The sequence below is a fragment of the Dactylosporangium sp. NPDC000244 genome (assembly GCF_040300725.1).
Lineage (GTDB): Bacteria > Actinomycetota > Actinomycetes > Mycobacteriales > Micromonosporaceae > Dactylosporangium.
On sequence record NZ_JBEPEH010000016.1, the window covers coordinates 98,621 to 118,578 of the forward strand.

At 73.0% G+C, this 19,958-nt stretch carries 20 protein-coding genes; 6 read left to right on the top strand and 14 right to left on the bottom strand.

All coding sequences use genetic code 11. From position 1 onward, the window contains the following. The first annotated feature begins 38 nt into the window (after nt 1-38). The 3 genes from ABT369_RS23520 to ABT369_RS23530 all read left to right on the top strand — a co-directional run bounded on the left by ABT369_RS23520 (nt 39) and on the right by ABT369_RS23530 (nt 2,882). Nucleotides 39-659 carry a winged helix-turn-helix domain-containing protein gene (locus ABT369_RS23520; protein ID WP_350614914.1) on the top strand — a complete coding sequence of 207 codons (621 nt, stop codon included), beginning with the start codon at nt 39-41 and terminating at the stop codon, nt 657-659. Next, entirely contained in the window at nt 622-2,481 is a 1,860-nt protein-coding gene (locus ABT369_RS23525; RefSeq protein WP_350614915.1) for an endonuclease/exonuclease/phosphatase family protein, read from the top strand. The genes ABT369_RS23520 and ABT369_RS23525 overlap by 38 nt, the downstream gene beginning before the upstream one ends. A 101-nt stretch (nt 2,482-2,582) precedes the next feature. After that, nucleotides 2,583-2,882 carry a hypothetical protein gene (locus ABT369_RS23530; RefSeq protein ID WP_350614917.1) on the top strand — a complete coding sequence of 100 codons (300 nt, stop codon included), beginning with the start codon at nt 2,583-2,585 and terminating at the stop codon, nt 2,880-2,882. A gap of 64 nt (nt 2,883-2,946) precedes the next feature. On the opposite strand, the gene ABT369_RS23535 is transcribed toward ABT369_RS23530, so the two are convergent. The 12 genes from ABT369_RS23535 to ABT369_RS23590 all read right to left on the bottom strand — a co-directional run bounded on the left by ABT369_RS23535 (nt 2,947) and on the right by ABT369_RS23590 (nt 16,046). Further along, nucleotides 2,947-4,236 (bottom strand): AAA domain-containing protein, encoded by a 1,290-nt coding sequence (locus ABT369_RS23535; protein ID WP_350614919.1) that lies wholly within the window; start codon nt 4,234-4,236, stop codon nt 2,947-2,949. Continuing rightward, nucleotides 4,233-5,708, bottom strand: a complete 1,476-nt coding sequence (locus ABT369_RS23540; protein ID WP_350614920.1) for a hypothetical protein — start codon at nt 5,706-5,708, stop codon at nt 4,233-4,235. Before ABT369_RS23540 ends, ABT369_RS23535 begins: the two co-directional genes overlap by 4 nt. Next, nucleotides 5,705-6,832, bottom strand: coding sequence for a hypothetical protein (locus tag ABT369_RS23545; RefSeq protein ID WP_350614922.1), 1,128 nt, complete (start codon nt 6,830-6,832; stop codon nt 5,705-5,707). The genes ABT369_RS23540 and ABT369_RS23545 overlap by 4 nt, the downstream gene beginning before the upstream one ends. A 12-nt stretch (nt 6,833-6,844) precedes the next feature. Beyond that, complete coding sequence (locus ABT369_RS23550) at nt 6,845-7,657, bottom strand: hypothetical protein (RefSeq protein WP_350614924.1); 813 nt, start codon at nt 7,655-7,657, stop codon at nt 6,845-6,847. Nucleotides 7,658-7,736: 79 nt separating this feature from the next. Then, nucleotides 7,737-8,774, bottom strand: coding sequence for an acyltransferase family protein (locus tag ABT369_RS23555; protein ID WP_350614926.1), 1,038 nt, complete (start codon nt 8,772-8,774; stop codon nt 7,737-7,739). A 125-nt stretch (nt 8,775-8,899) separates the two neighbouring features. Beyond that, nucleotides 8,900-9,370: a DsbA family protein gene (locus ABT369_RS23560; RefSeq protein ID WP_350614928.1), complete on the bottom strand. Its 471-nt coding sequence runs from the start codon at nt 9,368-9,370 to the stop codon at nt 8,900-8,902. Nucleotides 9,371-9,457: 87 nt separating this feature from the next. Next, nucleotides 9,458-10,645, bottom strand: a complete 1,188-nt coding sequence (gene tuf / locus ABT369_RS23565) for an elongation factor Tu (protein ID WP_350614930.1) — start codon at nt 10,643-10,645, stop codon at nt 9,458-9,460. A gap of 398 nt (nt 10,646-11,043) precedes the next feature. After that, entirely contained in the window at nt 11,044-12,135 is a 1,092-nt protein-coding gene (locus tag ABT369_RS23570) for an FHA domain-containing protein (protein WP_350614932.1), read from the bottom strand. A gap of 280 nt (nt 12,136-12,415) precedes the next feature. Further along, nucleotides 12,416-12,916 carry a DUF2199 domain-containing protein gene (locus tag ABT369_RS23575; protein WP_350614934.1) on the bottom strand — a complete coding sequence of 167 codons (501 nt, stop codon included), beginning with the start codon at nt 12,914-12,916 and terminating at the stop codon, nt 12,416-12,418. Nucleotides 12,917-13,366: 450 nt separating this feature from the next. After that, nucleotides 13,367-14,170, bottom strand: a complete 804-nt coding sequence (proC, locus tag ABT369_RS23580) for a pyrroline-5-carboxylate reductase (RefSeq protein ID WP_350614936.1) — start codon at nt 14,168-14,170, stop codon at nt 13,367-13,369. Nucleotides 14,171-14,258: 88 nt separating this feature from the next. Beyond that, the gene (locus ABT369_RS23585) at nt 14,259-15,287 is read right to left on the bottom strand and encodes a 6-phosphofructokinase (protein WP_350614938.1); all 1,029 of its coding nucleotides are present in this window, start codon (nt 15,285-15,287) and stop codon (nt 14,259-14,261) included. Nucleotides 15,288-15,407: 120 nt separating this feature from the next. Beyond that, nucleotides 15,408-16,046 (bottom strand): MerR family transcriptional regulator, encoded by a 639-nt coding sequence (locus tag ABT369_RS23590; protein ID WP_350614940.1) that lies wholly within the window; start codon nt 16,044-16,046, stop codon nt 15,408-15,410. An 86-nt stretch (nt 16,047-16,132) separates the two neighbouring features. Here ABT369_RS23590 and ABT369_RS23595 point away from each other — a divergent pair, with 86 nt between their 5' ends. Both ABT369_RS23595 and ABT369_RS23600 read left to right on the top strand, forming a co-directional pair. Beyond that, nucleotides 16,133-17,059 carry a hypothetical protein gene (locus ABT369_RS23595; protein WP_350614942.1) on the top strand — a complete coding sequence of 309 codons (927 nt, stop codon included), beginning with the start codon at nt 16,133-16,135 and terminating at the stop codon, nt 17,057-17,059. Next, a complete protein-coding gene (locus tag ABT369_RS23600) occupies nt 17,056-17,523 on the top strand; it encodes an ABA4-like family protein (protein WP_350614944.1) in 468 nt (155 codons plus the stop codon). Before ABT369_RS23595 ends, ABT369_RS23600 begins: the two co-directional genes overlap by 4 nt. On the opposite strand, the gene ABT369_RS23605 is transcribed toward ABT369_RS23600, so the two are convergent. Beyond that, a complete protein-coding gene (locus tag ABT369_RS23605) occupies nt 17,473-17,967 on the bottom strand; it encodes a polyadenylate-specific 3'-exoribonuclease AS (RefSeq protein WP_350614945.1) in 495 nt (164 codons plus the stop codon). The genes ABT369_RS23600 and ABT369_RS23605 overlap by 51 nt on opposite strands. A gap of 33 nt (nt 17,968-18,000) precedes the next feature. Then, nucleotides 18,001-18,885 (bottom strand): phosphotransferase, encoded by an 885-nt coding sequence (locus ABT369_RS23610; protein ID WP_350614947.1) that lies wholly within the window; start codon nt 18,883-18,885, stop codon nt 18,001-18,003. A gap of 314 nt (nt 18,886-19,199) precedes the next feature. Here ABT369_RS23610 and ABT369_RS23615 point away from each other — a divergent pair, with 314 nt between their 5' ends. Further along, nucleotides 19,200-19,892, top strand: coding sequence for a Crp/Fnr family transcriptional regulator (locus tag ABT369_RS23615; protein ID WP_350614948.1), 693 nt, complete (start codon nt 19,200-19,202; stop codon nt 19,890-19,892). Nucleotides 19,893-19,958: the final 66 nt, after the last annotated feature.

Sequence of the window (19,958 nt, forward strand, 5' to 3'; positions counted from 1 at the left end):
ATCGGCGTTCATTCAGAAGGTTTTCGAGAGGATTGAAAATGGCCGTTTCGGTCGTGGGCGCGCCCGACGTCGCGCCCTCCGTGGTCACCATCACCGTCCACATCACGCTCAACGGCGAGGAGCTCCCACCGGAGGCCTCCCGCCTGCTGAGTGACCTCGAGGCCCTGGCCGCCAGCCAGGCCGGCCCGCAGATCCAGCGCACCGCGCCCCTGCCGCGCACCGCGTCCTCCGCTCCCGCCGCCGCTCCGGCGCGCAACCTGCGCCTGGTCGAGCAGCCGGCCCCCGAGCTCGCCGCGGCCGCCGAGCTCGACCCCAAGGTCAAGCGCATCGGCCGGGCCACGCCCGACGCGCCCTCCCTCTACCTGTGCACCGGCTCGCGCCTGGTGCTGCAGGACGGCACCCCGGTGCCGCTGACCCGCCGCGAGTACGACCTCTTCCTCTTCCTCTGCGAGCACCCGCGCCGCGTCTTCAGCCGCGCGCAGCTGCTGCGCCAGGTGTGGGGCTACGACATGGTCGGCACCGAGCGCACGGTCGACGTCCACGTCCGCCGGCTGCGCGTCAAGCTGGGCGACGCCGCCCGGATCATCGCCACCGTGCGCGGCGTCGGCTATCGTCTCGACGATGACGCCGCCGTCCAGGTCGTGGTCCGCGAAGACTGACGTCGCGACCGCCGCGGGCATCCTGCTGCTGCTCGATGTCCTGCGGGTTTGGCTCCCGTCGATCATCACGATCTTCGGGCAGGCGGCCTCGACCCCGGCCGAGCTCATGGGCGCCTTCGCGCTCGCGTGGTTCGTCGCCGGCGTCGCGGCCGCACCCCTGGCGAACCGCCTCGGCCCCCGCCGCCTCGCGCTGACCGCCGGGGTGATCCTGGCCCTGGCCCGGCTCGCGCTGGTGTTCGTCCACGGTGGACAGCCGCAGCTCTACGTCGCCTCGGCCGGCCTGCTCGCCGGCCTCGCCTTCCTGGCCGCCTCCGCCGCGGGGGGCGCCCGCGCCGCGGCCGGCGTCCCGGCCGGCCTCGCCACCGCGGCCCTGGAGCACGCCGCGCTCGGCACCGTCGACGCGACCTGGCGGGCCTGGTGGGTGGCGGTCCCGCTGAGCCTGGTGTTCGGCGTCGCGCTGGTCTACGGCACCACCGGGCTGGAGCACACCGCGGCCCGGCCCGCGGCCGGCGGCTGGTTCCTGGCCGGCCCGGTGATGCTGCTGACCGGGATGTACGCCCTCTCCCCCGCCGTCGCCGCCGTGGCCGCTTCCTACGGCACGGACGGCTTCGCCACGACGCCGCCCGCCCTGCTGCCGCCGCTGGGCATCGGGCTGGCCGTGCTCGCGTTCCTCGCCGTCGCCTTCGCGCCCCGGGTGCCCTCCGGCCGCGTCGCGTGCGTGATCGCCGCGGTGCTGCTCGTCGCCTCGGCCGCCTGCTTCGCCTACGACTTCGCCGCCCCCGCCCCGCTGTGGCTCGCGCTGCTGCTCGGCGCGCCCAGCCTCGGCCTCGCGCTGCGGCTGGCCGGCGGGCGCTCGGCCCCGCGGGCCGGCTACGCCGCGACCCTGGGCCTGCTCGTGTTCGGCGTCGCCGCGATCGCGTACTACGCCGCCTACGACATCGGCTACCCGAACCAGTGGGTGCCGGTCGCGGTCGCGCTCATCCCGGCCGGCGCGCTGCTGCGCGGGGCCGGGCCGGTGACCGTCCGGCTGCCGCGGCGCGCCCTCGCCACGGCCGGGGCCGCGTGCCTGGTCCTGCCGCTCGCCGGGCTCTGGGTCCCGCCCTCGCCCCGGGCCGGCGGGGACCCGCGGGAGATCGGCATCGCGGCGTACAACATCCGGATGGGCTTCGGGCTCGACGGCACCTTCCACCCCGACGACCTGGTGGCCGCGATCCGCGCGACCCCGGCCGACATCGTCCTGCTCTCCGAGGTCGACCGGGCCTGGCTGCTCAACGGCGGCCACGACACCCTGGCCGTGCTCGCGCGCAGGCTCGGGATGCGGTACTGGTTCGGCCCCGCCGCCGACGCGGTGTGGGGCGACGCGATCCTGACCCGCCTGCCCGTCTCCGCCGTCGAGTCCGTGCCGCTGACCGCCGTCGGCGCCCCGACGGGCGCGCAGGCCCTCGGCGCGATCGTCACGGTCGGCGGCCGCGAGCTCGCCGTGGTGGCCACGCACATCCAGCCGCCGCCCGGTGCCGAGCCGCTGCGGCAGGCGGGCGAGATCGCCGCCTTCGCCACCCGGTTCGCCGGCGACCGCCCGGTCCTCATCGCCGGCGACCTCAACATCACGCCCGGCAGCGCCCCGTTCACCGCGATCACCGCGGCCGGCTTCACCGATCCGCTCGCCCCCTTCCGCCCGGTGCGCACGTTCCCGGCCGACCACCCCGCCGAGGAGATCGACCACGTGCTCGTGCGCGGCCTGGACCTGCGCGGCCACTCGGTCGGCGCTGGGATCATCGCGTCCGACCACGCCGCCCTGCACGTCACGCTGGCTTTCGCCTGATTTCGGGGTATTCGTCACCATTCTGGGCGACGGATCGGCCTGATCGTGATTGGCCGGCGGGCCGATTGGGCATCCCCGAGACAAGAGAGAAAGGGGCAGCGATGAGCGTGACACATGCGAACGGGAGCATGACCGAGACCCGCAAGGACTTCGGCCAGGCGGTCGGTGACCTGTCCACCAAGGCCAAGGAGAGCGCGGCCGAGCTGGCCGAGCAGACCAAGGACGTGGCACGTCGTCGTCCCGTTCCGCTGGTGACCGCCGCCGCGGCCGGACTCGCCACCGTCGTCGTGGCGGTGGTGGCGGTCGTACGGCGCCGCAAGGCGAGTCAGACCCCGCAGCAGCGGGCGATGCGGGCCCTGCGAAGCACCGGCAAGAGCGTGAAGAAACGAATCAAGCGGTAACCTCCTCTCCCCTACGGCCGCGGCCCCCGCACCGATCCGACCGGTGCGGGGGCCGCGGTCGTCCCTAGGCGTCCACAGTGGACAAATGGGCGAGCATCGCCTGGTTCGCCTCCCAGCCGTCGGGGAAGCGCACGGGCACGTTGAGGTGGACGGGCTCGGCCGAGGGGTGGGTGTCGAGCAGCTCCGCGATGCCGGCCCGGGCCACGACGATGCACGCGTGCCGGTGCCGCGAGGCGAGCACGCACAGCCGCCCCGCCTCGAGGTGGAACGCGCTCGCGTCGCGGCGGCCCGAGAGCGGGTGCAGGATCACGGTCACGTCGTACTCCCGGCCCTGCAGCCGGTTCGCGGTGTCGACGGTCACGTCGGCGGCGACGGTGTCGGCGAGGGCCAGCCGGATCGCGGCCACCTGGTCGCGGTGGGCGGCCCCGACGGCGACCCGGTCCGCGGTCACCGGGCGGCCCTCGGGGGCGTGCTCGGAGTACGCGATCGGCCCCCGCCGAAGCAGGTTCACGACGAGGTCGGCGATGGCGGCGACGGCCTCGCGGTCGGTACGCACGGTGTGCCGGGGCGGCAGCTCGTGCAGGGCCCAGCCGGTGCGCCGGGCGGTCTCCAGGGACGCCTCGACGCGCGCGTCGCCGCCGATGGCCCGCACCGAGAACTCGAGGCTGCGGTCGGCGGGTCTGGTGCCGGCCTCGAACGGCGTGAACGGGTAGAACGCCGCCGAGACGACCTCCGCCGCCGACGGGGGCAGCCGCCACGACACGGGCAGGCGGTGCACGGGCAGGTCCGGGTTGTGCCGCAGGAGCACGGCGACGGCACTCTGCATCGGGTCCCAGGACAGCCCGGCCCAGCGCTCGACGGCGACGACGGAGAACGGGTCGAGCTGGCCGGGATCGCCGACGAACAGGCCCCGGGAGAACCGGCCGGCCACGCGCAGGAGCATGTCGGAGCGCATCTGGTACGCCTCGTCGACGATCGCCCGCTCCCAGGTGCCCTCGGTGACCGTGGCCCACTTCGCGGCCGTGCCGATGACGACGGCGCTGGTCTGCACGTCGGAGACGGCGCCGCTGACGGTGACCGAGCCGTGCTTGGCCACGCGCTGGGCCGGCACGTACGTGGACGCGGACAGCCGCCCGATCTCGATGGCGGGCGCGGCCGAGGCGAGCCGGTCGATGAGGTCGTCGACCTGCTCGTTGGTCTGGGCCACGACCATGAGCCGCTCCCCCGCCTCGGCCATGGTGCGGGCGGCGCGAACGACCAGTGTGGACTTTCCGGCGCCCGGCGGGGAGTCCACGACCACCCCGCGCCCGACCGCCTGGCCGAAGTCCGTGAGGATGTCGTCGATCACCGTCACGACCAGTCCTCCGCGGCGTCGATGTCGTTGGGCTGGTAGTCCGGGGGCGGGCCGCCGTGCGTCCACGGGGTGTCCTCGCGGGACGGGAACCGGCCGGGCGGCTGGTAGGCGTCGCTGACGGGGCCGTACGTGACGACCTCCCCGACCTCGGGCACCGACCCGGGCGGGGCCTGCTTGGTGGAGCGCCCCATGCCCTTCGACAGCTCCAGCACGACGTCCACGGAGGACACCGAGACGACCATCGCCTGCTGCGACAGGCGCGCGGGCGACACGAGCAGCGCGCCGGGCTCCAGCCGCACCGGGTCCTCGGTCTGCACGGTGATGTGCGGGCGCAGGGCCGCCTTCTTGCCGGACGTGTCGACGCGGTTGGGCGAGGCGGACACGACGGTGCCGGTGAACGCCTCCCCCGACAGCCGGAACTCGGCCATGACGAGCGGGTCGTCGAGCGCGCGCTGGGCCTCGTAGCGGGCCTGCTCGCGCTCCAGGCGGTCGAGGCGCCCGGCCGCGGCGACGGCGCTGTCCCGCCTCGGCTGCGGCAGCGCGGTGCCCTCGGCCAGGGACATGTGGTACACCGTGAACACGTCGCGGTCGATCGCCCACCGGGCCTCGACGGAGCCGCCCGCCGGCCGGGCCCGCAGCAGGTCCACGGCCCGCCACATGAGCCCCCAGGTCGGCTCCAGCTGCTCGCGGATCGCGCCGCCGAGCGCGGACTCGGCCCGGCTCTGCGCCTGCGGGTCGGCGGCGCGGGCGTAGGCGCTCAGGGCCGGGGCCAGGATCTCGTTGTCGAAGGTGGGGTCGGTGCTCGGCCCGGCCGGCGGCCAGCGCAGCGGATCCTCGGCCAGCTCCGCGGCGGCGGCGCCGTCGAGGCCGTCCGGCGGGTCGATCCAGCCCAGCAGCGCGGCCAGGTTGGCGTCCTCGAGGCCGCTCTGGCCGGTCGCCCAGTGCTCGCCGAGCACCTCGGTCATCGCCAGCAGCATCGCCGAGCCCGGGTGGTCGGCCCGCTCGCGCAGGAACGTGAACCACTGGCCGAGCAGCGGGACGGTGCGGTGCACCGGGTGCGGGCCGTACGTGCGCCGGAAGCGGGTCGAGCGGCCCAGCAGCCGGATGAACTCCACGCCGCCGCGGTTGGGCACGAGCACCTGGGGCGCCTCGGCGTAGCGCAGCTTCGCGGTGTGCGTGGCGTCGACGGCGCGGGAGCAGCCCTCGACGTACGTCAGGAAGATCTTCGCCAGCTGCGCGACGAACTGGAAGCGCTGGGTGCGGTCGCGGGGGTTGGCCACGGCGAGCAGCCGCCCGTCGCCGCGGTCGGTGCCGACCATGGCGGCCAGGGGCGCGGCGGCCTCGCCGGCCAGGGCCAGCGGCACGAGCACCAGCGGGCGCTCGGCGACGTGCGTGTGCCGGACCGTGGTCAGCGGCTGGGCGCGCCCGGACTCGACGGCCTCGGCCCGCGCCAGCGCGGTGAGGACGCTCACACAGCTCCTTCCAGGCACTCGCGCCGGAGCCGGTGGGCCACCCGCAGCAGCCCGGCGATCTCCTCCTGCCCCGCGCCCGGGGTGAGCGTGCCGCGGGCCAGGCCGAGCACGGTCGAGACGCTCTCGACGCCGCCGAGGTCGTCGCGGATCGAGCGGCCCAGCGCCGTGGTCGAGCCGGCCGCCTCGTCGCGGCAGAAGAACGCCATCTCGCAGGAGCCGAGGCAGTCGGGGCTGTAGCGCGCGTCGATCTCGCTGACCGCCTTGTGCAGCTCGTCCGGCGGGCGGGTGGCGTTCTGGTCGCTGTCGTAGGCGAGGTCGAAGGAGAGCCCGGACGGCAGCGCGTCGAGGATCTTGTCCAGCCGGGTGAGCCGGGACAGCTGCCGCCGCAGGACGGTGAGCTGCTTGCGCACGTCGACGAGGGTGGCCGTCGGCCGGTTGGCGAAGTTCTCCGGGCAGACCAGCACCACGTTGTGCGACACGGACTCCGGCGGGTAGCCCAGCTCGCCGAGCAGCTCGCGCATGGCCAGCACGTAGACCGCCGACTGCTTGGCCGCGGCCGCCGCCTTGCCGGGGTCGGCCTGCCCGTCGATGACCGCGAACGACTTGATCTCCACGACGTGGAAGCGCCCGCCGGCGCGGAAGGCGATGAGGTCCGGCTCGAGGTACGCGTAGTAGCCCGCGATGTCCAGCCGCAGCATCGGGTGGTCGAAGAGCGTGCCGGCGTCGTCGCGCTCGGCCGCCGCGCGGGCCAGCAGGCTGCGGGTGCGGGCGTAGCGCACCTCGCGGCTGGCGTTGCCGCCGACGTTGGACAGGTCGTCGTAGGCCACCTCGGGGATGGCCAGCCCGAGCCGCTCCCGCAGCAGCTGCAGCAGCTCCGCCGCGCCGTCGGCCTTCACCTGGGCCTCGAACGCGTTGCCGCGGGCGATCGCGAAGCGCGACTGGCCGAAGGCGGCCGGGAAGCCGAGCTGCCCGGCGACGGCGCCCTTGTTCACCCCGGCCGCGTCCATCAGCCCCCGCCGGCCGCAGCCCGGGTTGGTGGTGAGCGCGGCGATGGTGCGGGCGTTGTGGTTGCGCGGCGCCACGGTGCCGCGGATGCGGTCCAACCGGTCTACCAGTGCGTCCATGCGGGTCTCATCTCACTTCGCGGTTTTGCGCAGGCGCTGGAGACGGGCGCCGAAGAGGGCCTCGGCGCCGTCGAGGCGGTCCTGCGCGCGGGAGGCCGCCGCGGCGCGGTCCGCGGAGTCGGCCTCGAGGTGCACGTCGAGCTCGGCCTCGGCCTGCTTGGCGACCAGGCCGGGGTCGGCGCCGCCCGCGACCGAGGCCGCGCCCGGGATGCCGGCGGCGAAGCGCCACAGCAGCCGGCGCGCGTCGTGGGCGTCGTCGGGGAGCTGGGCCACGCGCTGCGCGACCTTGACGGCGGCCACGAGGAAGTCGACCCGGGCGCTGAGCGGCCCGACGACGCGGTTCGCGAGCGGCCAGGTGGAGATGGCCAGCAGGCCGCGCGCCGGGGCGAGCAGGTCGGCGGTCAGGGCGGGGCAGAGGTAGTACGGGCGGCCGTAGGGGGCCACCTTGAACGAGCGCTCCTCGTCGCGGCGCAGGCTCGTCAGGCGCGCGGCCACGAGCTCGCCCGGGAAGAAGGCGTCGTGGACGGCGATGATGAGCTTCGGCGCGGCGGGGACCGTCAGCAGCGTGAGCGCGTGATGCACCTGCTCCCGGATCGAGAGCATGGGCGGCGCGGCGGGCTGGCGCGGTACGACCGGCGCCCGCTCCTCCAGACGGGCGAGCGCCTCGTCCCACTCCTGTTCGACCCGGCGCAGCTCCGCGCGCAGGGTGCGGGCGTGGGCACGATCCCCTGTGGTGGCCGCGCGGCGCAGGTCTCCGCGCAGCCGGTCGATCCGGCGCTCGAGCAGCTCGATCCGCTCGCCCGGGGCCGAGATCGATTCGGACACGAACGGCACGGTAACCGGTTCCAGCAAGTTCCAGCAAAGACCAGTGTCGGCGTGTCGCGCTTGCTTTTTCCCGACTCTTCTACGCCGGTACGGGCTGTGGTTGCTCGACCCCTCTGGGTGCCGGCGTCCGCTTCGGCAGCGGCCACAGCTGCGGCCGGCGCTTCGCCGCGAGGTCCTCGACCCAGCCGAGGCCCAGCACGAGCGCCGCCGTCAGCACCGCGACCAGCGTCAGCTGCACGGCGCTGTGGTAGCCGCCCACCAGCGTGATGCCGAGCCACACCCCCACCATGCGCACGAAGGTGATCACGGCCTCGTGCCACAGGTAGATGGTCAGCGCACGGCGGTTGATCGCCTCGACCGCCGGCTCCGCGGCGCCGAGCGAGAGCGCGGCCGGCGCGGCGTGGAGCATGACGAGCAGGAAGGCCGTCGACCACAGGGTGTCCGCGATCGGGGCGTCGTTGAGGTCGTACCCGCGCGGGCCGGGCGTGTGGAAGAGCAGCGCGAGGCCGATGCCGCCCATCACCAGGCACGCGGGCCAGAGGATCTTCTTCGAGATGCGCTGCAGCGTGCCGTCGTGGTGTGCGAAACCGAGCATCCAGGCCGGCGCGTACATGAAGAAGTCGCGCACGATGCCGCCGGAGCCGTGGCCGGTCTCCCACAGCACCACCAGCACCGCGAACGGCACCAGGACGCTCGGGATCGGCCAGCGGCGGAACACCCACAGCAGCACCGGCGAGGCGATGATGAACCAGAGGTACGAGCGCACGTACCAGATCTGGCTGAACCAGAGCCCGCCGTTCTCGGTGGTCGGCGGGTCGTTGAGCGGAAGGAACCACAGCAGCGTCCGCCAGCTGTGCCCCATGCCGCCCCACAGCGACATGAGCGTGACGGCGAACACACCGAGGACCCAGAACGGGATGATGATGCGGCGCATCCGCCGTCCTATCGCCTTCGCGCCCGAACGATCGAGCGAGGCGGCCATGAGCGAGCCGCCGAGCGCGAACATCAGGCCCATGGCAGGGAAGACGACGGTCAGCCACGCGAATCCGAGGGTGTGGTACGTGACCACGCGGATGATCGCGACGGCTCGCAGGAGGTCTACGTACCGGTTCCGCATCCCCTACAGGTTGCCCTGTGCCCCTTAGGGGCAACCTTCTTTCAGCTCAAAATTGGCTGTGTTTCTTCTCAAAGATCCTAGAGTGCCGGTCCCGTAACCGATTGGGCAATCGAACCAGTTCACCCTCATGTCACCCCGAGTGCCCCGGTGAGCGTGGGGAAGTCGTTCGGCCCCGCGTGCATCGTCCCGTTCACGAAGAACGCCGGGCAGTCGCGCACGCCCCGCTCGCGGCCGCCGGCCATGTCCCGCAACACCCGTTCGTGGTGCTCCCGCGTGCCACCCGCGTCGGGCAGGCCGAACCGTTCGGCGTAGCGGGCCAGGTCCTCGTCCTCGAGAGCGTCCTGGTGGGTGAGCAGCAGCGCGTGCATGCCCCAGAACGCGTCGGCGTCCGCGGCCGCCTCGGCCAGCAGCGCCGCGGGCATGGCGCGCGGGTGCGCGTCGACCATCGGGAAGTGCCGGAACTCGAACCGCAGCGCCTCGCCGTAGTGCAGCTGGATCCGTTCCACGACGCCGAAGGCGCGGCCGGTCTCCGGGCACGCGTAGTCGCCGTACTCGACCAGTCGCAGTGGCGCACCGGCTCGACCCTGAACATGCATGAGGTACCTGTGCCCCGTTTTTGGACGTGAATGCCCCTCAGGGAGCTTCCCTAAGGGGCATTCGCCGTATCGAGGGGCATTCGCGTTCTAGTCGAGCAGTTCGGTGACGGTGCCGGCACCGACCGTGCGGCCGCCCTCACGGATCGCGAAGCCGAGGCCGGCGTCCATCGCGACCGGCTTGCCGAGCTCGACGGTCAGGTCGACCGTGTCGCCGGGCATCACCATCGTGACGTCACCCAGGTCCACCGAGCCCATCACGTCCGTGGTGCGGAAGTAGAACTGGGGCCGGTAGTTGGCGAAGAACGGCGTGTGCCGGCCGCCCTCCTTCGTCGTCAGCGCGTACACGTGCGCCTTGAACCGCCGGTGCGGCGCGACCGAGCCGGGCAGCGCGACCACCTGACCTCGCTGCACGTCACCCCGGCGCACGCCGCGCAGCAGCAGCGCCGCGTTGTCGCCGGCCTCGGCCGAGTCCAGCTGCCGGCCGAACATCTCCATCCCGGTGACCACGCTGGACTGGGTGGGGCCCAGCCCGACCACCTCGACGGGCGTGTTGAGCACGAGCGTGCCGCGCTCGACGGAGCCGGTGACGACGGTGCCGCGGCCGGTGATGGTGAGCACGTTCTCGATGGGCATCAGGAACGGCTCGCCGGTGACGCGCTCGGGCAGCGGCACGTACTCGTCCACCGCGTCGAGCAGGTCGGCGACCGACTGCACCCACTCGGGCTCGCCGGCGAGGGCCCTGAGCGCGGACACCCGCACGACCGGAATGTCGTCCCCGGGGAATCCGTACTCGCTCAGCAGCTCCCGCACCTCGAGCTCGACGAGGTCGAGCAGCTCGGTGTCGTCGACCGCGTCGGCCTTGTTCATGGCCACGACGAGGTACGGCACCCCGATCCGCCGCGCGAGCAGCACGTGCTCGCGGGTCTGCGGCATGACCCCGTCGACGGCGCTGACGACGAGGATGGCCCCGTCCACCTGCGCCGCCCCCGTGATCATGTTCTTCACGTAGTCCGCGTGCCCCGGCATGTCGACGTGGGCGTAGTGCCGCTTGCCGGTCTCGTACTCGACGTGCGCGATGTTGATGGTGATGCCGCGGGTGATCTCCTCGGGCGCCCGGTCGATGCCCTCGAAGCTCGTGTAGCGGTTGACGCCCGGGTACCGCTCGGCGAGCACCTTGGTGATGGCGGCGGTCAGGGTCGTCTTGCCGTGGTCGACGTGACCCATCGTGCCGATGTTGAGATGAGGCTTGTTCCTCGTGAACGTCTGCTTGGCCATCTGACTCTCCACAGTGGATTTGTGGCGTGGATGCGCAGAACCATGTGGCCGTGTGCCGGTGTGCTCTGAGGGGCGGACCGGCTCGGCCGGCTCACCCTCCTCCGTCGGTTCCGCATGATGTCTGCGGGAGGAGGGTCAGCGTCGCAGGCCGGCCTCTAGCGCCGCGGCTAGCGCTTCGGGCGCCCAGGCGACCGCCGAGCCGGCCAGGTGGCCGTGCTCCAGAAGGGCGGTCGTCGCGATCATGTCCGGAAAGGTAGCCCGGGTACTCGTCCCCGGCAACGCATTTACGAGTGGCCAGGTCGCTAGGCGCGCGTCGGCGCGTCGGCCATCACCGAGTTCGGGGCGCCACCGGTCGGGGCGTCCACCGGCGGACGGTCCGCGCGCCAGTGGCCAGGTCGCTAGGAGCGCGGCGGCGGGGGCAGGCGCAGGGCGATCGTCGGCGCGTCGGCCATCACCGAGTTCGGGGCGCCGCCGGTCGGGGCGTCCGCCGGCGGACGGTCCGCGCGGCCGACGGTGATCTCCGGGTAGATCTCGACCTCGTCCCACTCCCCCATGGCCTTGGGCTCGCCGCGGGTCAGCTCGATCTCGCGCGGCGCGGTCGTCGGGCCGGTGCGGGCCAGCACCGCGGCGCCGTTCGTGCTCACGTCGGTGACCAGGAGCATGCCGTCGCGCAGCTCGAAGCGCAGGTGGTTGCGGCTCACCCGGCGGCTCGACTCGTCGTCGAGCCAGTTGCCGATGGTGATGCCGCCCTGCTCCTCGGGCGCGCGGCCGACGACGACGGACCGGGCGGCCGAGACCGGGAAGCGGGTGCGCACGGTGCCGTTGATCCGCACCGCGAGCGGGGTCGCCGGCGGGCGGGGGCCGGCGTCGAGGAGCCGGTCGCCGTGCCGCGGGCAGATGGGAGCGCCGCTCGGCAGGGCCGGCGGGGCCTGGCCGGCGCCCTGGGCCGGCGGGCGGCCGAAGACCGGGCAGTCGGTCGCTGGACAGCGCCAGTAGCGCTGCAGCACCGGGTGGGGCCGCGGGGTCGAGCCGGTCGACGGCGCGAGGGTCAGCTCCATGCCGCCCTGGGCGCCGGTCGTCAGGTAGACGGGGCCGGGGTGGCCGGGCAGCGGGTGGCGGCTGATCACCGGCACGCCGGTCAGGTGCGCGACCTCCCGCACGCGCGCGTTGACGCGGGCGCCCGGGGGCAGCATCTCGAGGAGGCCGTCGTCCGACCACCGGCGCAGGACCATGCGCTCGTTGGACGTGAAGTCGGTGTCCGACATCGCGCCGCGCTCGGTGATCGCGTAGAGACCGGTGTTGCCGTCGCCGAGGCGCCGGCTCAGCGCGTCGATGAACATCCCGAGGCGCAGCAGCGCGGCCGGGCGTCCGCCGTCGAGGTCGACGCTGCGCGCGGCCTCCACCAGGTCGATGACGCCGCCCGCCGCGAGGGGGTCGACGGTCAGGCGGCGCTCGATCGCGTCAAGCGCTCGGCTCGTTTCGAATCGCACCGGAACATTCTGCCTCAGGCGCCGCCACGTGGCGCAGACCCGCCACAGCCGGGCCGCAAAGCCGCCGCCGACCACCTCTGCGGTCGACGGCGGGCTTTACGCCGCGCTCTCGGCGAACCCTCGGGGGGAGGATGGGAAGGCGCCGGGCGCGGTACTCACGACGGGGGCATGGGGGGAGTGCCGGGTTCGTCGTGGGTAGGCGGTGCATGACTGTTGGTAATGAAAAGATAGATCACCATTGAAGAGGTCAACAGCGGTGAATGCCTGAATGAACGAGATCTCACCCGCCGCAGGTCTCGGCGACCTCGACGAGGCGGTGCGCATCGATGCCGTCGCGCTGCTCGACGGCCAGCGGGTGGTCGGTCGGCTCGAGCTCGACCAGCGGCCGGCGGCCCGGTTCCCGAGTATGCACGCGGGTCTTGAGCCGGATGGTGTCGGGGTACCCCGGGATGTTGTTCGACAACCATCCGAAGTACGGCTTCTCGGTGACCCGCTCGGGGTCGTCCCAGCGCTCGACCGCGCGCTCGAAGTTGACCGGGCTCAGGCTGACCCAGACGTTGTACGTCAGCGGCTCCTCACGGCCGCGCACCGGGATCTCGATCAGTCCCCGGATGAAGAAGTGCAGCTCGTCGAGGTCGGGCGCGTCGATGCAGCAGAGCTCGTCCTCGAGGAAGGACTCGCCGCCGGCATCGGGGGCGCCCCAGTAGTCCGGCGCGGAGAACGCCCACACGGCCGGCGCGTCGCCCAGCTCCGTGCCGCAGCACTCGCAGACAGAAGTCACCGCGGCATGGTAGACCCGCGCGCTTGAGCCCTGTCCCCGCCCGCTCGGCCCGCGGTGCGCCGCCGCGGTCGACCTCGCCGCGTGCGCCATCGGGCACCACCACGTGGCCGGCACAGCCGCGACCGGCGCGGCCACCACTGCGGCGCCCGCAGAGCCGCAGCCGGCATGCCGGACCGCCGTACGGCGGCACGACCAACCCAGTCACGCCCACCAACGGGCACCACCACGGCACCCGCACAGCCCCCACCGGCCCACCGGCCCACCGGACCGCCGGACCGCCGGACCGCCGTGCGGCAGCGCGGCCAACCCAGCCGCGCCCGCCACCGCAGGGCCGGCACAGCCGCGATCGGTGTGCCGCCGGGCGCGGAATCCGACAAATCTCCCGACAGGCGAAAAATCCGATAAGTCGCGGCGCGGAGCGCCCGACTTATCGGGCCAAACCCGGCCGCGTCAGCCCTGAGCCGCGATCTCCCGAGCCCGGTCGCGAGCCGCCTCCAGCGCCGCGAGCAACGCCGCCCGCACCCCGTGGTTCTCCAGCTCACGGATCGCGTTGATCGTGGTACCGGCCGGCGACGTGACCGCCTCGCGGAGCTTCACCGGGTGCTCGCCCGACTCGCGCAGCATGACCGCCGAGCCGATCGCCGTCTGCACGATCAGGTCGTGGGCCACCTGGCGGGGCAGGCCGAGCAGGATGCCCGCGTCGGTCATGGCCTCGACCAGGTAGTAGAAGTAGGCCGGGCCCGAGCCGGACAGGGCCGTGACCGCGTCCTGCTGGGACTCGGGAACGCGGATGGTGCGCCCGAGCGGGCGGAACATCTCCTCGGCGACGGCCAGGTGCTCGGCGGTCGCGAAGGAGCCGGCCGAGATCGCGGTCATCGCCTCGTCGACGAGGGCCGGGGTGTTGGTCATGACCCGCACCACCGGGGTGCCCTCCGGCAGGTGCTTGGCGAAGAAGGCCGTAGGCAGGCCGGCGCACAGGGACACGACCAGCTTGCCGGCGGGCATCTTCGGGCCCAGGTCGGCCAGCAGCGCGCCGGCGTCCTGGGGCTTCACGGCGATGGTGACGACGTCCGCCTCGCGCAGGGCGGTCTCGTTGTCCACGACGCGGATGCCGTACCGCTCCGCCAGCTCGCGAGCGCGTTCCGGCCGGCGGGCCGTGGCGATGAGCCGGTCCGCGGGCCACCCCGCGCGCTGCAGGCCCGACAGCAGGACCTCACCGAGCTTTCCGGCACCGAAGACGGCGATGACGCGCACGACACAACCCCCAGAGACAAGGACGCGCCTGGGGCCGAACGGGCGGCCCCAGGCGTCACCAAACACAACCCAGGCAGTACCAGGGAAATCAGGAGCCGAAGAAGACCTCGGCCTCGGTGTAACGCTCCACCGGCACGGTCTTGAGCTCGCGCGTCGCGTCCGCGAGCGGGACCCGCACGATGTCGGTGCCGCGCAGCGCGACCATCTTGCCGAAGTCGCCGTCGTGCACCGCGTCGATCGCCTGCAGGCCGAAGCGGGTCGCGAGCACGCGGTCGAACGCGCTCGGGGTGCCGCCGCGCTGGATGTGGCCGAGCACGACCGTGCGGGCCTCCTTGCCGGTCTTCGACTCCAGCTGCTCGGCGAGCCACTGGCCGATGCCGCCGAGGCGGACGTGGCCGAACGCGTCGAGCTCCTGGTTGAGCAGCGTCATCTGGCCGTCGAGCGGCTGGGCGCCCTCGGCGACGACGACGATCGGGGCGTACTGCGTCTGGAAGCGCTTCTCGACGTAGCCCGCAACCTGCTCGACATCGAACTGCCGCTCCGGCAGCAGGATCACGTTCGCGCCGCCGGCGAGGCCCGCGTGCAGGGCGATCCAGCCCGCGTGGCGGCCCATGACCTCGACCACGAGGGTGCGGTGGTGCGACTCGGCGGTGGTGTGCAGCCGGTCGATCGCCTCCATGGCGATGTTCACCGCGGTGTCGAAGCCGAACGTGTAGTCGGTCGCGCCGAGGTCGTTGTCGATCGTCTTCGGCACGCCGACGACGTTCACGCCGAGGTCGGTGAGCTTGCTGGCCACGCCGAGGGTGTCCTCGCCGCCGATCGCGACGAGCGCGTCGACGCCCAGCTCGGCCAGGTTGGTCTTGATCTTCTCGACGCCGCCGTCGATCTTGAACGGGTTCGTGCGGGACGAGCCGAGGATGGTGCCGCCGCGCGGAAGGATGCCGCGGACCTGGGCGATGCCCAGCTCGCGGGTGATGCCCTCGAGGGGACCGCGCCAACCGTCACGGAAGCCCACGAACTCGTGGCCGTAGGTGGAGATCCCCTTGCGGACCACGGCACGGATGACCGCGTTGAGGCCGGGGCAGTCGCCGCCCCCGGTCAGTACGCCGATACGCATGCTTGATCTAGCCTTCCTGGTTGCGTGCCCGACCCCGAGAAGGGCGCGGTCGAGCCGGAGGTACCGCATCATGGCGACGCTGCCGATTCACAGCGCACTGTAGTCGCTCCGGCTGAACCCTCAGCAGTCGTCCCCGCGGATCCCGAACTTCTTCGCCGACTCGTGCTCCTGGGTCAGCCGGCGCAGCGCGGCCAGCAGCGAGTCGCCGAGGATCGAGCCGACGACGGCGGCGTAGAGCATTCCCTCGGGGCCGGTGGCCCGCCCGACGAAGGCCAGGTCGTGCACCGCGATCGTCTCGGCGACGTCGGCGTACTGCTCCAAAAGTACCCCCACGTCCGCCCCCACCTGCTCGAACGCGGCAAGCACCTCGGCCGCGGCCTGCCGGGCGGGCGCCCGCGGGCCGACCAGCCAGCCCCGCTCCTCGGTGAGCCGGTCGATGCGCCTGCGGGCCGCCGCGACCGACTCGGGATCGATGGACTCCTTGCCGTTCACGGACGAGGGCAGGGCGTGGCCGAGCACGTGGTGCACGTCCGGGTCCGGCTCGTCGAGCGCCTCGAGGAGCTGACGGATCGTGGCGATCGGCAGGCGGCCGATGTCCAGCAGCACCCGGACGAGGCGCAGCCGCTGGACGTGGCGATCGTCATACCGCGCCTGGTTCGGGCTGGTCAGCTCCCCGGCCGGGAGCAGCCCCTCGCGCAGGTAGTACTTGATCGTCGGCACCGGGACACCGGTCTGACGGCTCAGTTCCGCAATGCGCACAGGACTCCTTCCGACCTTGGAATGGATAGTGTACCTTTCCGCTTATGGAGAGCACAGCTATCCACTATCCAAACAAGGGAGCGGACATGCACCGGCCCCTCATCGCCGTCGCCGGCCTGATGGCCGCTCTGGCCCTCGCCACCCTCATCGGCGTCTTCGCCGACGACCGCACCCTGCTCGGCGCGCCGATCTGGCTCAAGCCGCTCAAGTTCTCGGTGTCGATCGCGATCTACGCCACCACGATCGCGTGGCTGCTGCCGCGGCTCGAGCGGCGGCCGCGGCTGGGCTGGTGGCTCGGCACCGTCATCGCGGGCACGATGCTCATCGAGATGGTGATCATCGCCGGGCAGGCGGCCCGCGGCCACCAGAGCCACTTCAACAACCGGACGCCCCTCGACGCGACGCTGTACAGCGTCATGGGCGCCACCATCGCGATCGCCTGGGTCGCCACACTGATCATCGCCGTCCTGCTGCTCATGCAGCGGATGCCCGGCCGGGCCGACGCCCTCGCGGTGCGCCTCGGCATCATCGTCGCGCTGGCCGGCATGGGCGTCGGCTTCCTCATGACCATCCCGAGCTCCGCCCAGCTCGCGACCGGCAACCCCACGATCATCGGCGCGCACGCGGTCGGCGTCGCCGACGGCGGACCCGGCGTGCCGCTGGTCGGCTGGAGCACCACCGGCGGCGACCTGCGCGCCGGGCACTTCATCGGCATGCACGCCCTGCAGGCGCTGCCGCTGTTCGCGTTCGCCCTGGCCCTGGCCGGGCGCCGGATCGCCCGGCTGCGCGACGAGCGGGTCCGCGTCCGGCTGATCGGCGTCTTCGGGTTCCTCTACGCCGGGCTCACGGTGCTGGTCACCTGGCAGGCGCTGCGCGGGCAGCCGCTCGTGCACCCCGACGCGGTGACCCTGTCCGCCGCGGCCGGCCTGCTCGCGCTCGCGGTGGCCGGCGCGGCGTGGGCCGGGTCCGGACACTCGAAGGCGACCGCCGCGCCCGCGGAGGCACTCGCATGAACGAGACGCTGTTCGAGCTGGCGTTTCTGGCGACGGTACCGTTCTGGGCCCTCATGATCCTGGCCCCCGCCTGGCGCTGGACCCACCGGATCGTCTCCTCGCCGCTCATCGTCCTGCCCACGCTGCTCGTCTGGGCGGTGGCGATCGCGCCGGGCTTCGGGGACTTCGCGCGCGAGATGCTCGGCCCCGACCTGGCCGGGGTCAAGGCGCTGTTCGCCCGCGACGACGTGGTGGCCGCGGTGTGGGCCCAGGTCATCGCGTGGGACCTGTTCATCGGCCGCTGGATCTACCTCGACAGCCGGGTGCGCGGCCTGCACCCGCTGCTCATGGCCCCGCTGCTCGTGCTCACGATCCTGCTCTCGCCGGTCGGGCTGCCGCTGTACTTCGTGATCCGGCAGTTCAAACGGCCCGGGTCAGCCGTGCATGACGCGCCAGCGGGCGAGGTTGTGGCGCGCGTCGACTAGGGCGTCGTGGCGGCCCTCCGCGACCGGCAGCGGGGGGCGCCCGGCGTCGTCCCACAGCTGGCGGAGGTCCTTGGTGAAGCGCGGGATCTCCCGGGGCAGGGCCGGCATCGAGCCCCACAGCTGGGCCAGGGCGACGTGGTCGTAGGCGGCGTACCAGGCCCACAGCTCGATCTCGCCCGCGTCACCGGCCTTGAGCGGCTCGGTGAGGAAGTCCAGCAGCTCCTCGCGGATGCGCTCCCGCGACCGCCACGCCTTGTCGGCCGGCGACGGCAGCTTGTCCAGCACGTTGCGGCGCACCCACGAGACCGCGCGCGAGTCGTCGAACTCGGTCGAGACCGCGTAGTACTCGCGGCCGTGCTCGTCGACCACGCCGATCGACACGAGGTCGATCAGCTTGCCGTCCTCGATGAACTCGCAGTCGTAGAAGTACCGATAGGGGGCCACCGGCCCCATCCAACACCATCCGGTCCCGGGTGATCACAGGGCGTCGGACAGTTGCGAGTACAGCCCGGCGAGCCGCGCCAGCTCGGCCCGGTCCTCGCCCCGGCCGCCACCGGCGTGGACGCGCGCCGCCGCGCCGGCCGCGGCCAGGGCCGTGGCCAGGCACAACAGGGCCGGCAGGACGGCCTCGCACTCGTCGCGGGGCACGCGGGACGAGTGCAGGTAGGCGTCCACGAGCCCGTCGGCCGCGTCCGGCCCGCCCGCCGCGAGCACCGCGGCGGCCAGGTCCGCCAGCAGCGGCCCGGTGCCGGCCGCGGACCAGCCGACCAGGCCGACCGCGCCCGTCGCCGGGTCGAGGCGGAAGTGCGCGGCCCGCGGGTCGTTGTGCAGCACGCCGTAGGTGAGCTGGTCGGTCACCATGATCCGGCGCACCGCCGCGGCCGCGTCCCGGACCGCCGGCCCGAGCCAGGGGTCCACGCCGAGGTGGGGGCCCTGGGCAAGTACCGCGGCCGGATCGAACTTCGCCAGGTGCCGGTGCGTGAACCGGCGCAGGGTGTGGTGCGCGGACCCGAGGGTGTCGCCCCACCACTGCCGGTCGAGCGGGTCGGCCGCGCGCAGGGAGCGCCCCGGCACCAGGTGGAGCAGGGCCACCACGCCGTCGCCGTCGGCCACCGTCAGGGCGCCGTCGGCGGCGCGCACCGCGGTCCCGGCCCCGACGCCGGACGCGTCCACGTGCCCGGCCGCGGCGAGCCCGGCCTCGAAACCGGACCGGCCGCGCATCGACACCCATTTACCGACGAATTGGCCACCGTTGATCTCGACCCGCCATGCGCACCGGTCCAGCGGAATGCACGGACCGGGATTGCACTGCCAGCTTCGGCGCAACGTCGCGCGCACCTGCTCGGCGGCGGGGGCAGCCACGCAGCGCATTATCCGCCTCCCCGGCGGCCCGCACCCGGAAATCGGCGGAAATGCTCCGAGATCACCCCCGGGCCGGGAGTGCGCGCACCACCCCCGGCCCGCCCGGCACGGTGCCGCGCCCCCCGCCACCCGGCCGCTTGCGCGGTGGCACTAGCCTGCGTGCGGACTCATGCGCGGCGCTGTCAGTGAGCCGATGCGGGGGATGTACAGACTCCGACACGCGCGTCATGATCTGGTAGAAGTTCCGTACTGTCTTCGTGATCACCTACCGTGATCATGAGTCCGATCAACGCCGAACCGGGAGGGGTTTGACCGTGGAGGGTCGGCTGCCAGATCCCGGCGACGCACTGACCGGTGTGGAAATGTTCAGTGGTCTGGAGCCCGATGTGCGTCAGCGGGTCATCCAGGCGGCGGTCCCACGGACATACCGCAAAGGCCAGCTGCTGTTCGTCGAAAACGATCCGGGAGAGTCGCTCATCGTGCTCAAGCGCGGTGCCGTGATGGTGTTCCGGACCGCTCCGACCGGCGAACGCGCGGTCCTTTCCGTCGTGCGGCCCCCCGACACGCTGGGCGAGGTGGCGCTGCTCGACGGCGCGGCGCGCTCGGCGTCGGCCGAGGCGATCGAGGACTGCCAGGCGCTGGCCCTGTCCCGGCACGCGTTCATCGAGCTGGTCCACGCCAACCCGCGGATTCTCGACGCCGTGATGCGCTCGCTGGGCATGCTCATCCGGCGGCTCACCGAGCAGAACGCCGATCACGTCTTCCTCGACCTGCCGGGCCGGGTGGCCAAGACGCTGGTCCGGCTGGCCGGCGAGACCACCGCGCCGATGGTGACCATCGAGCTCAACCAGAGCCAGCTCGCCGAGATGGCCGGCGGCTCGCGGCAGAGCGTCAACCAGGCGATCGGATCGTTCGCCAGCCGCGGCTGGCTGCGCACCGAGGGCCGCCGGATCGTCGTCACGGACCTGACCGCGCTGCGCCGGCGTGCCGGAATGACCGACCGGTAAGTACCGTTTCGGGCCAGGATCGTAGGGCTGGACGGCCGGGGTAGCGGGTGGCATTTCGGACACCTG